This is a genomic window from Nonomuraea sp. NEAU-A123 (assembly GCF_018603905.1).
Lineage (GTDB): Bacteria > Actinomycetota > Actinomycetes > Streptosporangiales > Streptosporangiaceae > Nonomuraea.
On sequence record NZ_JAHFZZ010000018.1, the window covers coordinates 42,997 to 60,246 of the forward strand.

Annotated in this window: 16 protein-coding genes; all 16 read left to right on the forward strand. The window is 69.5% G+C overall.

The genetic code is table 11. The features are described from left to right. The first annotated feature begins 2 nt into the window (after positions 1–2). Positions 3–959, forward strand: coding sequence for a hypothetical protein (locus KLK06_RS41585; RefSeq protein ID WP_214641207.1), 957 nt, complete (start codon positions 3–5; stop codon positions 957–959). Between the two features lie 249 nt (positions 960–1,208). Continuing rightward, positions 1,209–1,853 (forward strand): GntR family transcriptional regulator, encoded by a 645-nt coding sequence (locus KLK06_RS41590; RefSeq protein WP_214641208.1) that lies wholly within the window; start codon positions 1,209–1,211, stop codon positions 1,851–1,853. 408 nt (positions 1,854–2,261) lie between these two features. Further along, a complete protein-coding gene (locus tag KLK06_RS41595; protein WP_214641209.1) occupies positions 2,262–3,317 on the forward strand; it encodes a BMP family protein in 1,056 nt (351 codons plus the stop codon). A 10-nt stretch (positions 3,318–3,327) separates the two neighbouring features. Beyond that, positions 3,328–4,887 carry an ABC transporter ATP-binding protein gene (locus KLK06_RS41600; RefSeq protein ID WP_214641210.1) on the forward strand — a complete coding sequence of 520 codons (1,560 nt, stop codon included), beginning with the start codon at positions 3,328–3,330 and terminating at the stop codon, positions 4,885–4,887. Continuing rightward, positions 4,884–5,978, forward strand: coding sequence for an ABC transporter permease (locus KLK06_RS41605; protein WP_214641211.1), 1,095 nt, complete (start codon positions 4,884–4,886; stop codon positions 5,976–5,978). Before KLK06_RS41600 ends, KLK06_RS41605 begins: the two co-directional genes overlap by 4 nt. A 1-nt stretch (position 5,979) precedes the next feature. After that, a complete protein-coding gene (locus tag KLK06_RS41610) occupies positions 5,980–7,080 on the forward strand; it encodes an ABC transporter permease (protein ID WP_214641212.1) in 1,101 nt (366 codons plus the stop codon). Between the two features lie 5 nt (positions 7,081–7,085). Continuing rightward, positions 7,086–7,985 carry an amidohydrolase family protein gene (locus KLK06_RS41615; RefSeq protein WP_214641213.1) on the forward strand — a complete coding sequence of 300 codons (900 nt, stop codon included), beginning with the start codon at positions 7,086–7,088 and terminating at the stop codon, positions 7,983–7,985. Continuing rightward, positions 7,982–8,743: a cupin domain-containing protein gene (locus KLK06_RS41620; RefSeq protein ID WP_214641214.1), complete on the forward strand. Its 762-nt coding sequence runs from the start codon at positions 7,982–7,984 to the stop codon at positions 8,741–8,743. Before KLK06_RS41615 ends, KLK06_RS41620 begins: the two co-directional genes overlap by 4 nt. Beyond that, complete coding sequence (locus tag KLK06_RS41625) at positions 8,740–9,267, forward strand: YbhB/YbcL family Raf kinase inhibitor-like protein (protein WP_214641215.1); 528 nt, start codon at positions 8,740–8,742, stop codon at positions 9,265–9,267. The genes KLK06_RS41620 and KLK06_RS41625 overlap by 4 nt, the downstream gene beginning before the upstream one ends. Positions 9,268–9,296: 29 nt before the next feature. Further along, on the forward strand, positions 9,297–10,457 hold the full coding sequence (locus tag KLK06_RS41630; RefSeq protein WP_214641216.1) for an NAD(P)/FAD-dependent oxidoreductase: 1,161 nt from the start codon (positions 9,297–9,299) through the stop codon (positions 10,455–10,457). Then, entirely contained in the window at positions 10,451–11,365 is a 915-nt protein-coding gene (locus KLK06_RS41635) for an MBL fold metallo-hydrolase (RefSeq protein ID WP_308168691.1), read from the forward strand. Before KLK06_RS41630 ends, KLK06_RS41635 begins: the two co-directional genes overlap by 7 nt. 27 nt (positions 11,366–11,392) lie before the next feature. Continuing rightward, complete coding sequence (locus KLK06_RS41640; protein WP_214641217.1) at positions 11,393–11,776, forward strand: carboxymuconolactone decarboxylase family protein; 384 nt, start codon at positions 11,393–11,395, stop codon at positions 11,774–11,776. Next, positions 11,773–12,675, forward strand: a complete 903-nt coding sequence (locus KLK06_RS41645) for an NAD(P)-dependent oxidoreductase (protein WP_308168692.1) — start codon at positions 11,773–11,775, stop codon at positions 12,673–12,675. The genes KLK06_RS41640 and KLK06_RS41645 overlap by 4 nt, the downstream gene beginning before the upstream one ends. Continuing rightward, complete coding sequence (locus tag KLK06_RS41650) at positions 12,672–14,105, forward strand: aldehyde dehydrogenase (RefSeq protein WP_214641219.1); 1,434 nt, start codon at positions 12,672–12,674, stop codon at positions 14,103–14,105. The genes KLK06_RS41645 and KLK06_RS41650 overlap by 4 nt, the downstream gene beginning before the upstream one ends. Before the next feature lie 32 nt (positions 14,106–14,137). After that, positions 14,138–15,634, forward strand: a complete 1,497-nt coding sequence (locus KLK06_RS41655; RefSeq protein WP_214641220.1) for an aldehyde dehydrogenase — start codon at positions 14,138–14,140, stop codon at positions 15,632–15,634. Further along, on the forward strand, positions 15,631–17,166 hold the full coding sequence (locus KLK06_RS62660; RefSeq protein ID WP_214641221.1) for a GMC family oxidoreductase: 1,536 nt from the start codon (positions 15,631–15,633) through the stop codon (positions 17,164–17,166). Before KLK06_RS41655 ends, KLK06_RS62660 begins: the two co-directional genes overlap by 4 nt. Positions 17,167–17,250 lie beyond the last annotated feature (84 nt).

Below are 17,250 nucleotides of genomic sequence, written 5' to 3' on the forward strand. Positions count from 1 at the left end.
GCATGGTCGAAGCAGACACCGCCAAGCGGGTCCCCCGCACGTCCGGAGGCGACCTCGTCTCCGCCCCTATGAGGCCCGCGAGCGATCCCGAACCGGCGAGCGTCGGGCAGATCGCGGGATTGCGGCCGCGCCTGCGCCCTCGTGACGGGGGTGACGTCCCCGGAGCCGACGTCGACCTCGTGGACGCGCTGGATCCGCTGACGCGACATGTGGTGACGGCCTGGCTGCGCGACAACTCCTCCGCTTCCCAGCGACAGACCCGCCTGCGGGTCCTGGCCTCGTACCTGCGCTGGCTGTACGCGGCCGAACCAGCCCTCGAACTGCTCGCGGCATCTGACGCCCAGTTGGACGCGTACTGCTATGCCGCCCTCATCACCGGCGTGAGCACGCCCGGCAAGCCCTTGGCCAGGGCGACGGTGATCAGGCGGCGCGCCACGCTGGCCTCCTTCTACGCCTTCGCCTGGCGATACGGCGCGGTGCGGCCGCGCCGCGACGTGACCGGCACGCCTCCGCCGACCCCGGCGGAGCGGCGCCTGCTGCGAAAGGGGGTCATGCGGCTGGCCGACGACGGCCGGTGGGCCGAGGCTCTCGCCGTCGCGCTGCTGGAGGCCACCGGCGCCTCCGTGGAGGCGCTGGCCGCTCTGACCGCCCACGATGTCCATCCCATGACGAGCGACGACCAGCTCACGCTGATCACCCTGCGCGGCGGCCGTGACGGCATCGTCGCGTTCCCGGTGTCGCCGGAGGTCCGCCACCTGTTGCGCGCGCTGTGCGGCAGCCGGGCCGCTGGGGAGCCGCTGATCTGCCGGGGCGACGGGCGGAGCGTGGATGCCGAGTGGATCGGGGCCGCGCTCACCGACGCCGCCCTCGCCGCCGGGGTGCGCAGGCAGCGGGCGGAACTCCTGCGCCCGCACCTGCTGCGCGCCCTCACGGTGACCGAACTCGCGGATTGCCCCTGACGCTTTCGATGTCCCGCTCAGCCCCAGTACCGCCGCGCGTTGATACCCGGCGCGACAGGTCTTCGATCATGGCGGACCAACTGGTATGGTAGCCTTCAGTCCGCTATCAGCCGCAACGAGGGGACGGGGCTCAGTCGAATGGCGAGGTCGCAGGCGAGTGGCGGCGGTGCCACGTCGGGCGAGAAGCCGCGAAGCACAGCCCCCGCGTCGGCGAGTTCGTTGTCTGCCGACGATCTCGACGGCGGCTCGATGAAAGACGCGATCGTCAGACAGCTCCGGCAGGACATCGCCTCAGGAACGATCGCTTACGGCGAGAAACTGTCCGAGGCGCGCCTGGCACAGCGGTTCGGCGTCAGCCGGATGCCCGTACGGGAGGCGTTCAAAGAGCTCGAGACCGCCGGCTTCGTCACCATCGAACGCCGACGCGGCACGTTCGTCAGGCGCCCCAGCCGCCACGAGATACTCGACCTGTTCGAGGTACGCGAGGCCGTGGAAGGCATGGCGGCCAGATTGTGCGCCAACCGCGCCAACAACGAGATCGTCGCGCTGATCGACGAGGCGATGGTGGAGATGACGACGGTCGCACAGGCGGGCGACACCGACGGTTACAGCGCGACGGATGAGCGTTTACACGAGCTGATCGTCAAGGGGGCGAGCAACGAGCGCCTGACGGATCACTACCGCCTGCTCGTCCACCAGCTCCATCGGGGGCTTCTGTCGTCCATCGTCACCCGCCGCGAAGGGCGTATGGAGCGGTCGCTGGCCGAGCACTGGGCCATCGTCCAGGCGATCCGGGCCCACGACGCCGACGCGGCGGAGCGCGCCATGAGGGCGCACGTTCAACAGGGACGTCTGGAGCTGGCCGATGAGGTCAGCGTCAAGTTCGCTCTCTGATCTTCCGGGGCGGCGCGGCTTACGGCGCCTTCGCATGTGCCGCTAGAGGACGCGTCCCGCCGCCCCGGGACCACAGCTCTCGCGGCTAACCGCCCACGGCCTCCCGCCGAGCAGGCGCGCGCTTGGTGCACCATCTGGAATGTTACGCGCCCGAACCACATCTGACATGTCAGATAGGTATCAGGCGCGAGCCCCGAGCTCTTCACGTCGCCACATTTCGCACCACACCCCGAGGACAACGCGACAGCTCCTAGCTCTTGACAACTAGTATGGTAGATGGAAATCTGACGACACCATGCAGGCCACATGGTGCTGGTAACTCCCAAACTGGCATACCAGTTTTCCAGCATGCCCTCCCATATCTAGCTCATGCCCCGCCCGGCGTACCGGGCGTTGGAAAGGGTCACCATGCGCACCAGGATTCCTCTTACCTCAGCCGCCGCTGCCCTGACGCTCACGCTCGCCGCGTGTGGCACTTCGTCGGGGAGCAGCGCAACGGCCAGTGACAGCACCGGCCCGGCCAGTCAGACGGTGTCGATCGGCTTCATCTCCCAGGCCCCCCGCAACGACAGCGGATTCACCCAGTACGGCCTGGCCGGGGTGAACGCGGCCATCGCCGCGCAGAAGAACCTGAAGCTCTCCTCCATCGTCGACAACGTCTCCAACTCCCAGGAACAGATCAAGGGCCTGCAGACACTGGCCGCGGGCAACTCGATCGTCGTGGCCGACGGGGCGTCACTCAACAAGGCCGTGCAGGTCGTCGCGCCCAAGTACCCGAAGGTCAGGTTCATTCTGGTCGCGGCGCACACGGAGTCGTTCGCCGACAATGTGACCTCGGTCGACGCCGCCGTCGGCTACGACGCCATCGTCGTCGGTGCCGTCGCCTCGACGCTGTCGAAGTCGAAGAAGCTCGGGATGCTGGCGGGACTGCAGGTTCCGGCCTCCGCCAGTTGGTATTACGGCATGGTTCAGGGCGCCGGGCTCGACACCTCGGGCGCCAAGGTGGTGCAGACCTACACAGGCGACTACAACGACGTCGGCAAGGCGAAGCAGGCCGCCGAAGCGATGATCGCGACTGGCGTCGACTCGATCCTGTCCGACCTGGACAGCGGTTCTCAGGGCGTCTACCAGGCCTCCGACGCCGCGAGCTCGACAGTGGACGTCTATCAGGTCTTCGGCCTGGACTGTAAGGCCGGCAAGAACATCATCGGCTCCGGCGTGGTCAACTGGTCGGCGATCCTGCAGGACTCGGTGACCGCCGCGGCGGCCGGAAACCTTCCCGCCGGGGCGATCAGCTATGGCCTGGCCAAGGGCGCGGTGAAGTTCGAGTTCTGTCCGGGCAAGGCGACGCCGGCGGCCAAGGAGCTCGCTGACAAGGTGACCAAGCAGCTGATCGGCAACGAGATCACCCCGGCGGCGAACGTCCTGCTGCCGAAGCCGTCGTACGCCTTCGCGCAGCGCTAGGCCGCTGGCGATGTCCAACCGAACGGATTCCACCGTCGTACGCCCGCCGGCCCTCCGCCTCCGCGGAGTCACCAAACGCTTCGGCGCCTTCACCGCGAACGATCGCGTCGACCTCGACATCAACCGGGGCGAGATCCACGCGCTGCTCGGGGAGAACGGCGCCGGGAAGACGACCCTGATGCGTATCGTCACCGGCTTGTACCAGCCCGACGAGGGCGAGATGCGGCTGGACGACGAGACGACCCGGTTCAGAAAGCCGGAGCACGCCCTGCGCGCCGGAATCGGCATGGTGCACCAGCACTTCACACTCGTGCCGACGCTCACGGAGCTGCAGAACCTGGCGATGCGCCCGGCGCGCTTCCCGTGGCGCAACGCGACGGCTGACGTACGCCGGCGCTCGGAGCAGATCGCGGCCACGACGGGCCTGCGGATCGATCCCGACCGCCTGGTGGCCGACGCCTCCATCGGCGAGCGTCAGCGGCTGGAGATCGTCAAGCTGCTGTGCCGAGGCGCCCGGATTCTGATCTTCGACGAACCGAGCGCCGCGTTGAGCCCCGGCGAATGGGACGAGCTGGCCGCACTGATGCGAAAGCTGGCGGCGGAGGGGCACGCCATCGTGCTCATCTCCCACAAGCTCACGGAAGTGTTCGCCGTCGCCGACCGCTTCACCGTCCTTCGGGCCGGAGCCGTCGTCGGGACCGGGCTCGTCGCGGACGTCACCTCGGACGAGCTGGTGACGATGATGGTGGGCGGCCTGGTCACGGAGCGGCCGGCGCGGGCGCCCATCGAGCCGGGCCCGCCGGTGCTGAGCATCCGAGGGCTGGCGGTGGCCCGTGACCCGCTCGACCCCAAGAGCCCGCCGGCCTTGAGCGGGATCGACCTCGAGGTCCGTGCCGGGGAGATCCTCGGCATCGCCGGCGTGGCAGGCAGTGGTCAGAACGAGCTGGTCGAGGCGGTGATGGGAATCCGGCCGGCGTTGTCCGGCCGGATCGAGCTCGACGGCGAGCCGTTCGAGGATCGTACGCCGAGGCGCTTCTACGAGTCCGGCGGCGCGCTCATCCCCGAGGACCGCCACCACGTCGCGATCGTCTCGGGCATGACCCTCTGGGAGAACGTCACGATGCGGGCGCTCCGGCGACCGCCACTGAGCCGCCGGGGCATCCTGAACGTCTCCGCGGCACGCGCCGAGACGCGGCGGCTGATGACCGAGTTCGACATCCGAGCCGACACGGAGAAGACCCCGATCGGCCGGCTGTCCGGTGGAAACCAGCAGAAGGCCGTGCTGGCGCGAGAGTTCTCCGACCACCCGGCGCTGCTCATCGCCGTGCAGCCGGTGCGCGGCCTCGACGTGCGTGCGACCGACTTCGTCTACCGGCAGCTCAGCGAACATCGGGCGCGCGGCGGAGCGGTCCTGCTCATCTCCATGGATCTCGACGAGATCATCGCCATGTCGGACCGGATCGCCGTCCTGGCCCATGGGCGGATCACCGGCGTGGTGGACGCGGACGACGCGACGAGAACGCGCATCGGCGCCCTCATGACCTCAGCGGAGGACACGCCATGCTCATGAGACAGCAACTTCCGCGCGTGCTGATCACCGCGGGAGTGATCGTCGCTGCGGCGCTGATCGCCTCGCTGATCCTGCTCGCGAGCGGAGTCGCGCCCGCGGCCGCCGTCTCCGCCTTCTGGGAGGGCACCTTCGGCAACAGCGCCAATGCCGGGACGACCCTCACCCAGGCCGTGCCGTTGTTGCTGGTCGCGCTCGGCTGGATCGTGGCGACCCGCGCCGGCCGCCTGCACGTCGGCTACCCCGGGCAGGTGATCGCTGGCGGCGCGCTGGCGACGGCGATCGGCCTGCACTGCGGTGGCCTGCCCGGTCCCCTGGCCGTGCTGGCCACCGCGCTCGCCGGAATCGCCGGCGGCGCGCTGTGGGCGGGACTGACCGCCTGGCTGTGGGCCTCGCGCGGCGTGCTGGAGATCATTTCCTCGCTGCTGCTCAACCTGGTCGCGGTGCAGGTGGCGGCCTGGCTCGTTCGCGGCCCCTTGCAGGGCTCGGCGAGCCAGGATCCCCAGACGGACAACTTCCCGCTGTCCACGATCTGGCCGAGCTTTCCCGGCGTCCCCGGTCAGACCCTGTCCTACGACGTCGTGCTGCTGCCGATCTGCGCCGTCATCGTGGTGCTGCTGCTGTCCCGGACCGTCTTCGGGTTCGGGCTGCGCGCCTCCGGCGGCAACGGAGAGGCGGCTCGCTGGTCGGGCATCGACCCCAAGCGCGGCGGAGTGGCCGCCATCGTCATCTCCGGAGGCTTCGCCGGTCTGGCCGGAGCGGCCCTGCTCTTCGCCGGGACCGCTCCCTGGATGAGCGACGGCTTCGAGGCCGGGGTCGGCTTCAACGGCATCGCGGTCGCGCTGCTGGCGGGCAACTCACCGATCTTCGCGATCCTCACGGCCATCGTGTTCGCGTCGTTGAACGTCGGCGGAACGGCCTTGCAGGCCACCCTCGACGTGCCGTCGTCGCTGGCCGAGGTGTTGCAGGGCGCGGTGATCGTGCTCGTGCTGCTGGCCGCCGTTCTGGCCGGACGACGTAGGGGACGGACGCCGGCGACCCAACCGGCCGCCGCCACGAAGAGCCTCGCGCTCGTGGGCACCGAGGAGGTCTGACATGGGAATCTTCGATGTCGCGTTTCTCGTCTCGGCGGTGACAATCGCCGCGCCGATCCTGCTGGCCGCGACCGGCGAGCTCGTCTCCGAACGCGCCGGTGTGCTGAACGTGGGCCTGGAAGGCGTCATGCTGACCGGCGCGTTCGGGGGTTACCTCGTGATGTGGGGAACCGGCTCGCTCGTCCTCGGGTTCCTCGGCGGCATGATCGCCGGCCTGCTGTTCGGCGCCATCATGGCCCTGCTCTCGATCGAGGCGAAGGTCGACCAGATCGTGTCGGGCATCGCGCTGACCCTGCTCGGCTACGGCCTCACCGCGTTCCTCAACGAACGCTTCCTCGTCCCGTCGCGGACCTTCGAACCGCTGCCCCGGCTCGCGATCCCGTTGCTGAGCGACATCCCGGTGATCGGCCCGGTCCTGTTCCACCAGGACGTGTTCATCTACGCCACGGCGATCCTGCTCGTCCTCGTCGTGCTCGCGCTCAGCCGTACCACCTGGGGCATCAACCTCAAGGCGGTCGGCGAAAGTCCCATCTCGGCCGACGCGGCCGGGGTGGGCGTCCGCGGGATGCGATGGGCCGCCGTGCTCTTCTCCGGCCTCTGCGCCGGTGCGGCCGGCGCCTACCTCTCCATCGGCGACGTCGGGGTGTTCCGCGAGGGCATGACCGGCGGCCGGGGCTACCTCGCCATCGCCGCGGTGCTCTTCGGCGGCTGGCGGATGGCGGGGCTCGGGATCGCGGCGATGATCTTCGCGGTCGCCGACGCGACGCAGCTCAGGCTGCAGGCCATCGGTGTCATCCCCCGCGAGGTGTGGGTGGCCGCGACGATCCTCGTCGTGCTCGGGATGGTGCTCGGCCGGATGCGGCGCGGCGGAGGTGCCCGGTGGCTCGCCTCCGGGCGACCCACCGGCATCGAGGTCGCCGGGCTCGCCCTCGTCGTCGTCCTCTCCGCCCTCGTCCTCATATCCCCCTCCATCACGTTGCCGGTGTCTCTGTGGCTTGGCATGCCCTACCTCCTGGCGCTGGTCGCTCTCGGCACCGAGGGAAAGCGGCGGCACAGGGCCCCCACAGCACTGGCGATTCCCTATCTGCGAAGTGAGGTCTAGCGGCCGTGATCACCGATGTACATACGCATTTCTGGGTCCCGGACCATCAGGGACCGCCGTGGACCGACGGCCTCGGCCGCGTCTCCACCCGCCTGGCCGCGGACTCCATCAACCGTGTCACCGTCGAGTCCTACCGGCGGCGGGTCGCCCCCGCGGAACGGACCATCGTGTTCGGCCTGCAAGCTCAGGCGTCGGGGATCATGGTCCCGAACGACGCCGTGGCCGCCTTCGTACGCGAAGTCGGCGGCCAGACCGTCGGGTTCATGTCGGTGGACCCCCTGCGGCACGACGCGGTGGACGAGATCGAGCGGTGTCATGCCGACCTCGGGTTGTGCGGTATCAAACTCGGTCCGATCTATCAGGGGACCTCGCCGCTGAACCCGTTGACGATGCGCGTCTTCTCGGCCGCCGAGCGGCTCGGCCTGCCCGTGATGATCCACCAGGGTGCGATCTTCGCCAACGCCGGCCGGCTCGCCGACGCCAACCCGTTGCTGATGGACGACGTCGCGATCGCGTTCCCGGACCTGCGCGTGGTCATCGCCCACATGGGTCACCCGTGGGTGTACGAGACCGCCATCGTCATGCGGCGGAACCCGAACGTGTACGCCGACACCTCCGCGATCGCGAGCCGGCCGACCGTGCTGGCCACCGCGCTGTCGGCGGCCAAGGAGTACGGCGTGCTCGACAAGGTGCTGTTCGGCAGCGACTCGCCCATGGTCTCGGCCGAGAGCGCGGCCACCGCGCTCACCCGCATCGTGACTCGCATGCAGCACATCGCCCACACGCCCATCACGGACGAGGAGCTGCACGCGCTGATGCACCGCCCCTCCTTCGAGCTGCTCGGGATCCCCACACCCGCCGAACTCGAGCTCGTCCCTTCCGTCCAACAAGGAATGCGCCCATGACCGGGACACCGTCCGTTTTTCTCGACGCCCATCAGGTGCTGGCAGGACCACTGCCCGAAGAGGTGTCGATGGAGCCCATCATCGAGGGGGTGCCCTTCGCGTACGAGAAGACGCTCTTCGACGGCGCCGACGGCTTCTTCGCGGTCTGGGCCTGCGACGCGGGGGTGTTTCCCCGGGTCAAGGACCGGCGCGGATCGTTCATGTACATCATCTCCGGCGAGGCCACGATCACCGACGACGACGGCACGTCGCACGAGCTGACGGCCGGCAGCGTGCTGGTGCTGCCGTTCGGCTGGGTGGGCACGTGGCACATCCGGGAGACGATCCGCAAGGTCTATCTGCACACCAGCCCGGTTCCCCCGCTGCCGGACGCGATCGTCGCGTCCGCGTTCATGCCCGCGACCCAGGTGCTCGAAGGGGCGCTGCCGATCGAGGTGCCGATGGAACCGGTGACCCGCGGCGCGCGCACCGCGAAAGAGGCCGTGGTCTTCGACGGCCCGGACGGCCACTGCGCCGTCTGGGAGTGCGAGCCGGGGGTATATCCGCGGGTCAAGGACCAGCGCGGATCGTTCATGTACATCATCTCCGGCGAGGCCACGATCACCGACCGCGACGGCACGTCGCACGAGCTGACGGCCGGCAGCGTGATCGCGCTCCCTTACGGCTGGGTGGGCACCTGGGACATCCACCGGACCATCCGCAAGGTGTACGTCCACAGCACACCCTCCTCCGACCAACCTCGACAGGACACCACATGATCAACGACGACCCTTACGCCGCGGTCACCCCGGTGCCGGCGCTGGACGTACGCAGCGATGACCTCCGTCGCGGAGAGGAGATGCCGCTGGCCTTCCGCGACCCGCAGATCGGCGGCGCCAACACCTCACCGCACCTCGCGTGGAGCGGGTTCCCGCCGGAGACGAAGAGCTTCGCGGTGAACTGCTACGACCCTGACGCGCCGACCGGAACCGGTTTCATGCACTGGGCGGTGGCCAACATCCCCGCCGAGGTGACGTCGTTGCCGGCCGGTGCCGGGGCCCTCGACGGCCCGCTGCCCGCCGGATCCCTGACGCTGCCGAACGACCTGCGGATGCGTCAGTACATCGGGCCCAACCCGCCACCCGGTTCCGGTCGTCACCGCTACGTCTTCATCGTCCACGCGGTCGACGTCCCCCATCTGGACATCGACCCTGACATGACCCCGGTCGTGCTCGGCTTCAACCTGCACTTCCACACCCTGGCCCGCGGCAGCATGACCGTCTGGACAGACGCGGTCGGCTGAACGTTTCTCAGCCTCCGGGAGGCACTGATATGACAACACCACAGACGCCGGCCCGTCACGTCGAGGTCGCCGGGGCCGGCTTCGCCGGTCTGACCGTGAGCACCGCGCTGGCGCAGCGGGGCTGGAGCGTGCGCCTGCACGAGCAGAACGAGGACGTCCGCGACTTCGGGGCCGGCATCCTGCTGTGGCGCAACGCGATGCTCGCGCTCGAGGTCATCGGCGTCGCCGAGGCGATCCGGGACAACGGCGTGCGGCCGCACTACTACGAGACGAACCTGGACGGCGTCTCGGTCTCAGCCGAGTTGCCCGGCTACCCCTACTGGGCGATCACCCGGCCGAAGCTGCATTCCCTGCTGGCCGGGGCCGCGCGAGCGGCGGGCGTCGAGATCGTCACCGGATCGCGGGCCGTCGGCGCCGATCCGGCGGGCGAGCTGCTCCTGGAGGACGGCAGCAGGCTGACCGCGGATCTCGTCATCGGCGCCGACGGCGCCGGGTCGGCGGTCCGGAGCTCCCTCGGCAACCCCGTTCAGGAGCGCAAGAAGTACTCCGACGGCGTGTGCCGGGTGCTGATTCCACGTCCGGAGGAGTTCCGCGGCGAGCGGTGGGACCGGGTGGTCGACTTCTGGACGCTCAAGCCGGACGCGATGCGCATCCTGTTCATCGCGACCGGGCCGGAGACGCTCTACCTCGGGATGATGGCGGAGACGAGCAACGAGCGCGCGTCGCGGATTCCGATCGACGTCGAGGTCTGGTCGGAGCGCTTTCCGCACCTGGCGCCGATCATCGAGCTGGCCGGCAAGGCCGAGGGTGGGCGGCACGACAGCTACCAGACCACCCGCGTCGCGCCATGGTCGGCCGGGCGCGCGGTGCTCGTGGGCGATTCGGCACACTCCATGTGCCCCGCGCTGGGTCAGGGAGCCAGCGTGGGCATCGTCAACGCCGTCGATCTGGCCCACGCCCTCGACCAGTACGACGACATCGGCGAGGCCCTCGCCGCGTGGGAGCAGCGCGAACGCCGGATGACCGACGACGCGCAGGCGCGCAGCGCCCACATGGCCGAAACCCGCACCCTGGCCAAGGGAAACGGCTTCACACCGCAACTGCTGGAGACGGCGAACTTCGTCTCGGCCGCCGTCTCGCCGGAGCTGGCGGCGCGGTATCCGGTGCCTGAGGCGAACCGGTCGTGGTGACCTCCCCATCCCGCGTCGTCCTCGGCGACGTCGAGGTCACGCGGGTGCAGGAGTACGCGGGTCCCAGTCCCGCCACGCCGTCGTTCATCTTCCCCGACGGCGACCCCGGCTACTGGGCCGACAACGCGGGCTGGCTCGACCCCGCCTTCTACGACGCGCGGAGCGGCACCTTGCGTTCGGTGCTGCACACCTGGCTGATCCGCAGTCAGGGGATGGTGATCCTCGTCGACACCGGCGCCGGTAACGGCAAGGAGCGTCCGTACGCACCCGTGTACGGGCATCACGACACCCCGTATCTGGAGAATCTCCTGGCCGCCGGGGTGGCGCCGGAGGACGTCGACATCGTGATCAACACGCACCTGCACGTCGATCACGTCGGGTGGAACACCCGGCTGGACGGGCGCGCGTGGGTGCCCACGTTTCCCAACGCCCGCTATCTCATCCCGGAGCCGGACTTCCTGTACTGGGATCCCGTTCGCACGCCCCGCCCGCCGGGCGACGGCAACCAGAACGTCTTCGAGGACAGCGTCATGCCGGTGCGCCGGGCCGGGCTGATCGACCTGTGGAACGGCGAGCACCGGATCAACTCGGAGCTCGTCCTGCGGGAGGCTCCGGGCCACACGCCAGGGTCCGCCGTCCTGCGGCTGGACTCGAAAGGAGCCGGCGCGCTCTTCGTGGGCGACGTGCTCCATTCACCGGTGCAGATCGTCTCTCCCGACGTCAACAGCTGTTTCTGCGAGGACCCGGCCATGGCGCGGGCCACGCGCCGCCGGCTGCTCGCCGAGGCGGCGGACCGCGACCTGCTCGTCTTCCCCGGGCACTTCGGCGGCCACTCGGCCTGCCGGGTGGATCACAGCGGTACGGACGTCTTCGTCATTCGTGACTGGGCCGACTTCGCCCGAATCTGACCACCGACTCTCTACCAGGAGCACACCATGAACAAGGACCTGTACGACGCCGGGCTCGCCGTGCGGCGCCAGGTGCTCGGCGACGCCCACGTCGACGCCTCCCTCGCGGCCGCCACCGACTTCTCCCGTGACATCCAGGAGTACGTCACCCAGTACTGCTGGGGCGATCTGTGGAACCGGCCGGGACTCAGCCTGCAGGAACGCAGCCTCATCAACCTCGCCATGATCACCGCCCTCAACCGTTCGCACGAGTTCAAGGCGCATGTGCGCGGCGCTCTCAACAACGGCGTGCCGCGCGAGAAGATCAAGGAGGTGCTGATGCAGAGCGCCTTCTACTGCGGCGGACCGGCGGCACTGGAGGCGTTCCGCCTGGCCGCCGAGGTCTTCGAGACGATGGACGCCGAACGGTGAGACTCGACCACGTTGGTTTCATCGGCCTCGGGAACATGGGAGCGCCGATGGCGGCGCACCTCGCCGACGCCGGCCACCGGCTGACGGTCGCGGACGCGGCACCCGGCGTGGCCGCCGCCTTCGTCACCGAACACCCGGCCGCGGCGGTGGCGAAGGGGCCCGAGTCGTTCGCGGCGGTTCAGATCCTGATCCTCATGCTGCCGAACTCGGCGGTCGTGGAGGAGGTACTCGAGCGCGACGGGGTGGCCGACGCTCTGCGGCCCGGGTCTCTCGTCATCGACATGAGCTCCTCCGAACCGCTGCGCACCCGCGCGCTCGCCGCCCGCCTGGCCGCCAAAGGTCTCTCCATGCTGGACGCGCCGGTGTCCGGCGGTGTCCGCGGCGCGAAAGCGCGCACGCTCTCCGTACTCGTCGGCGGGTCCCCGCACGAGCTGGTGCGGGCGACCCCGGTGCTGCAGGCCATGGCCCGCACCGTCATCCCCGTCGGCGACATCGGATCGGGCCACACGGCGAAGGCGCTGAACAACCTCGTCTCGGCGGCCACCATCTCGATCACCGTCGAGGCGCTGGCACTGGCCGAGTCCTTCGGCATCTCCCCCGAAACGATGACGCACGTGCTCAACAGCTCGTCGGGCCGGAGCAACACCAGCGAGAACAAGGTGTCCCAGTTCATGACGAGCGGCAGCTTCGACTCCGGCTTCTCGCTGCGGCTGATGTCCAAGGACGTGGACATCGCGGTCGCCCTGGCGCGGGCCCTCAGCCGGCCCGCCGAGATCGCCGACGGGGTGGCGCGCCAGTGGCGGCGCATCGCCGGCGCCGCGCCGGCTCAGACCGACCACACCGAGATGTACGCGCTGCTGGGCGCGGGTACGTCGATGAGCGAGGCGGAGTCCGCATGATGAGCACACCGCTGCTGCACTGGATCGACGGCAAGGCGGTGCCGTCCACCGGCGGCACGACGCGCGTCGGCACCAATCCGTCGACCGGCGGCCCGGGAGCCGAGGTGAGCCTGGGCACCGCGGCCGACGTGGACTCCGCCGTGCGAGCCGCGCACGGCTCCGCCAAGGGCTGGCGGCACCTGAACTCACTCGACCGTGGCCGCGTCCTCGCGGCCATCAGCCGCCGGCTGCTGGCCGACATCGACGAACTCGCCGCGATGGAGAGCGCCGACACCGGCAAGCCCCTCGCCCTGTCGACGGCCGAGATCCGCGGCGCCGCCGAGTATTTCGAGTTCTACGCCGCCCTGGTGAACCTGCCGGTCGGCGAGGTCCTCGACATCCAACCGAACCTGCACGTGTACACGCTGCGGGAACCGCTGGGCGTGGTGGGCGTGATCACCCCGTGGAACCTGCCGCTCAACCAGGCGGCACGCGCCTGCGCACCGGCCCTGGCCGCCGGCAACACCATCGTGGCCAAGCCCGCGGAGTCGACGTCGCGCACCACCGTCGCGCTCGCGCGGATCGGCAGCGAAGAAGGGCTGCCGCCGGGCGTGTTCAACGTGGTGCTCGGCCGGGGTACCGAGGTGGGCACGGCCATCGTGCGGCACCCGCTGGTGCGCAAGGTCGCGTTCACGGGTTCGGTGCCGGTCGGGCAGGAGATCGGCCGGATCGCCGCCGATCGCATCCTGCCGCTGACCCTGGAACTCGGCGGCAAGTCGGCGAACATCGTCTTCGCCGACGCCGACCTGGAGTTCGCCGCGTCCGAGGCGGTGCGTGCGTTCACCACCAACGCCGGTCAGGTCTGCTCCTCGGGCACGCGCCTGCTCGTGCAGCGTGAGGTCCAGGAGCGGTTCACCGCGGCTGTGGTGGCCGCTACCGGCAGGCTGCGTCCCGGCCACGAGGTAGGCCCGATGATCACCCGTGGCCAGTGGGAGACCGTACAGAAGTACTTCCAGATCGCCGAAGAGGAAGGCGCCACCGCGGAGATCGGCGGCGGCGCGCCCCTCGACCCCGAACTCACCGCGGGGTTCTACGTCGAGCCCACCATCTATTCCGGCGTGACCAACGAGATGCGCATCGCCCGCGAGGAGATCTTCGGCCCGGTTCTCGTCGTCATCCCGTTCGAGACGGAGGACGAAGCGGTGGCGCTGGCCAACGATTCGGACTTCGGCCTGGTCGGCGGGGTGTTCACCGCGGACATGTCCCGGGCCATTCGGGTGGCGGAGTCCCTCGAAGCCGGACAGGTGTACATAAACTCGTGGTCGACCCAGTCGGTGCAGATGCCCTTCGGCGGGCACAAGCACAGCGGCTATGGGCGCGAGAAGGGCATCGAAGCCCTGAACCACTACTCCCACGTCAAGAGCATCAGCATCCGCCTGACGGGCCGGTAGACATTTTGCTTATTCATGAGGAAGGCACAGACATGGCCGAGGCGCGCTTCGCCCCCACCGTCAGCGATGACATCCGGCTCGCGCAGAAGATGCTCATCGGCGGCGAGTGGGTCGGCGCGATCAGTGGCAAGACGTTCCCGGTGTACGACCCCGCCGACGGGCAGCTGATCGTCGAGGTTCCGGCCGGTGCGGCGGCGGACGTCGATCGTGCGGTGGCGGCGGCACGCGCCGCGCTCGCGCCGGGGAGCACCTGGCGGTCGATGACGCCGCAGACGCGCGGGCGGCTGATCTGGAAGCTGGCCGATCTCGTCGAGCAGAACGCCGAACGGCTGTCGATGCTCGACTCGATCGACAGTGGTAAGCCGATCAACGAGATGCGGTACTTCGACATCCCGTTCTCGGCGGACGTCCTGCGCTACTACGCGGGCTGGCCGACGAAGATCACCGGTGACACCATCCCGATCTCCTACCCGGCCAGTTCCGGTGGCCGCTTTCACGCGTACACCCTCAAGGAGCCGGTCGGCGTCGTCGGCGCGATCGTGCCCTGGAACCTGCCGTTGCTCATGGCGATCAAGAAGCTGGCGCCGGCCTTGGCGACCGGCTGCACCATCGTCCTCAAGCCGGCCGAGCAGACGCCGATCTCCATCGCGCTGCTGGCCCAGCTCACCATCGAGGCCGGCATCCCCGCCGGGGTGGTCAACTACGTCACCGGGTTCGGGGAGAGCGCGGGTGCGGCCCTTGTCGAGCACCGCGGCGTCGACAAGGTGACGTTCACCGGGTCGGTCGAGACCGGTAAGGCGATCGTCCGCTCGGCGGCCCAGGACCTCAAGCGGGTGTCGCTGGAGCTCGGCGGCAAGTCCCCGAACATCGTGTTCGAGGACGCCGACCTCGACGCCGTCGTCGCGGGCGCGGCGGCCGGCGCGTTCGCCACCCAGGGCGAGAGCTGCATCGCCGGATCCAGGCTCTACGTGCAGCGCGCCGTCTTCGACGAGGTCGTGCAGCGCCTCGCCGACCACGCGGCCTCGCTCAAGCTCGGGCGTGGCATCGATCCCACCACCCAGATGGGCCCGCTCATCTCCGCCGAGCACCGCGACAAGGTGCTCGGCTACGTCAAGATCGGCGTTGCCGAGGGCGCCAAGGTCGTCACCGGTGGCCGCGCCCTGGAGGGCGAGGGGTTCTTCGCCGAGCCCACCGTGCTGGTGAATGCCCAGCCCGACTCGCGCATCATGCACGAAGAGATCTTCGGGCCGGTCGTCTGCGCGGTCCCGTTCGACACCGAGGCGGAGGTGCTGGCATTGGCCAACAACACGCGGTTCGGGCTGGGCGCCGCGGTGTGGACCAAGGACATCTCGCGCGCGCACCGGATGGCGGCGGCCATCGAGTCGGGGCAGGTGTGGGTGAACTGCTACCAGGCGGCGGACTCCGCCCTTCCGTTCGGCGGGACGAAGGAGTCCGGCTGGGGCCGCGAGACGTGCCGGGAGAACCTTGACGAGTATCTCGAGACCAAGACCGTGGTGGTGTCGCTGTGACACGGGGCGAGGGTGACCGGGTCTACGACTACATCGTCGTCGGAGCGGGCACCGCCGGCTGTGTGGTGGCGGCCCGTCTCAGCGAAGATCCGTCCCGCAGCGTACTGCTGATCGAAGCCGGTCGCGCCGAGACGAGCGACCGGATCACGACCCCCCACGCCTGGCCCGCCCTGTACAAGACCGACCTCGATTGGGCGTACCAGACAGTGCCCCAGCCGAAGACGGGCCGAGTGCACGACATTCCCCGGGGCCGGACGGTGGGCGGCAGCGGAAGCACGAACGCGATGGCCTTCCTGCGCGGCGACCGCCTCGATTTCGACACCTGGGCGTACGCGGGTTGCACAGGATGGGACTACGCATCCGTCCTGCCGTATTTTCGACGGGCAGAGTCCGTGCCGAACGGCGATCAGCGTTACCGGGGCAGGACCGGTCCGCTTCGCCCGGCCCCGGCTGGCCGGTTGCATCCGCTGTCCCAGGCCTACCTGGCCGCGGCGCAGCAGGCCGGGCATCCGCTGACCGCCGACCTGAACGGCGCGCGGCTGCGGGGTGTGAGCAGCCATGATCTCCTCATCGTGGACGGGCGCCGGCAGAGCACCGCGACGGCCTACCTCGAACCGGCGCTGAGCCGCGCCAATCTCGAACTGCTGCCGGGAGCCTTCGTCGATCGCCTCACCTTGGACGGCGACCGCTGCACCGGCGTCGACGTGGTCGTCGACGGCGAGCTGATCCACTGTACGGCGAGCGCGGAGGTCGTGCTCTGCGCCGGAGCCATCGGCACTCCGCACATCCTCCTGTGCTCCGGCATAGGCCCGGCCGACGAACTCGAGCGGGTGGGGGTGAAGGTGCTGCACGACCTGCCCGGCGTGGGACGGAACCTACAGGATCACATCATCCTGGCCGGTCTGACCGTTCCCGCGCGCGGAGCCCTGCCCCCGCCGTCCGGCAATCTCGGGGAGGTGACCCTGCTGCTCGACAGCGAGCCGGGGCGCGCCTCGATCGACCTGCAGATCGTGTTCATCCATGTGCCCTTCACCAACCCCTGGCAGGCGGCCCCGGAGCACGGTTACACCTTCGGCGTCGGGCACATGCGCCCGGCGAGCAGAGGGTCGCTGACCCTCGCGAGCCCCGATCCGAAGGTCTCGCCGCTGATCGACTTCCGCTACCTCGACGAGATCCACGATCTGCGCGCTCTCGTCTCAGGCGTGCGCCACGCGCTTGAGATCAGCGACATGGCGGCGTTCGACGAATGGCGGGGTGGCGGGCATCCGCTCGTCGGCGCGGACGACGAGACGATCGCCGCCTTCGTCCGCACCGCGGTGCAGTCCTACGGTCATGCCGCCGGCTCGTGCCGGATGGGAGTCGACGCGTTGTCGGTCGTCGATCCGCGGCTTCGCGTTCAGGGCCTCGCGGGCCTGAGGGTGGCCGACGCCTCCGTCATGCCGGAGATCGTCTCCACCAACACCAATGCGGCGACCGTGATGATCGCCGAAAAGGCCGCCGATCTCCTGCGGGGGCTGACCGGCGCGGAGTAACTCCGCGCCCTGTCGGCGTACGACGGGTGCGACGCCATCGCCCGCGTCCGCCATGAGGCCCATGGAGATTCCTCTACCAGCAGC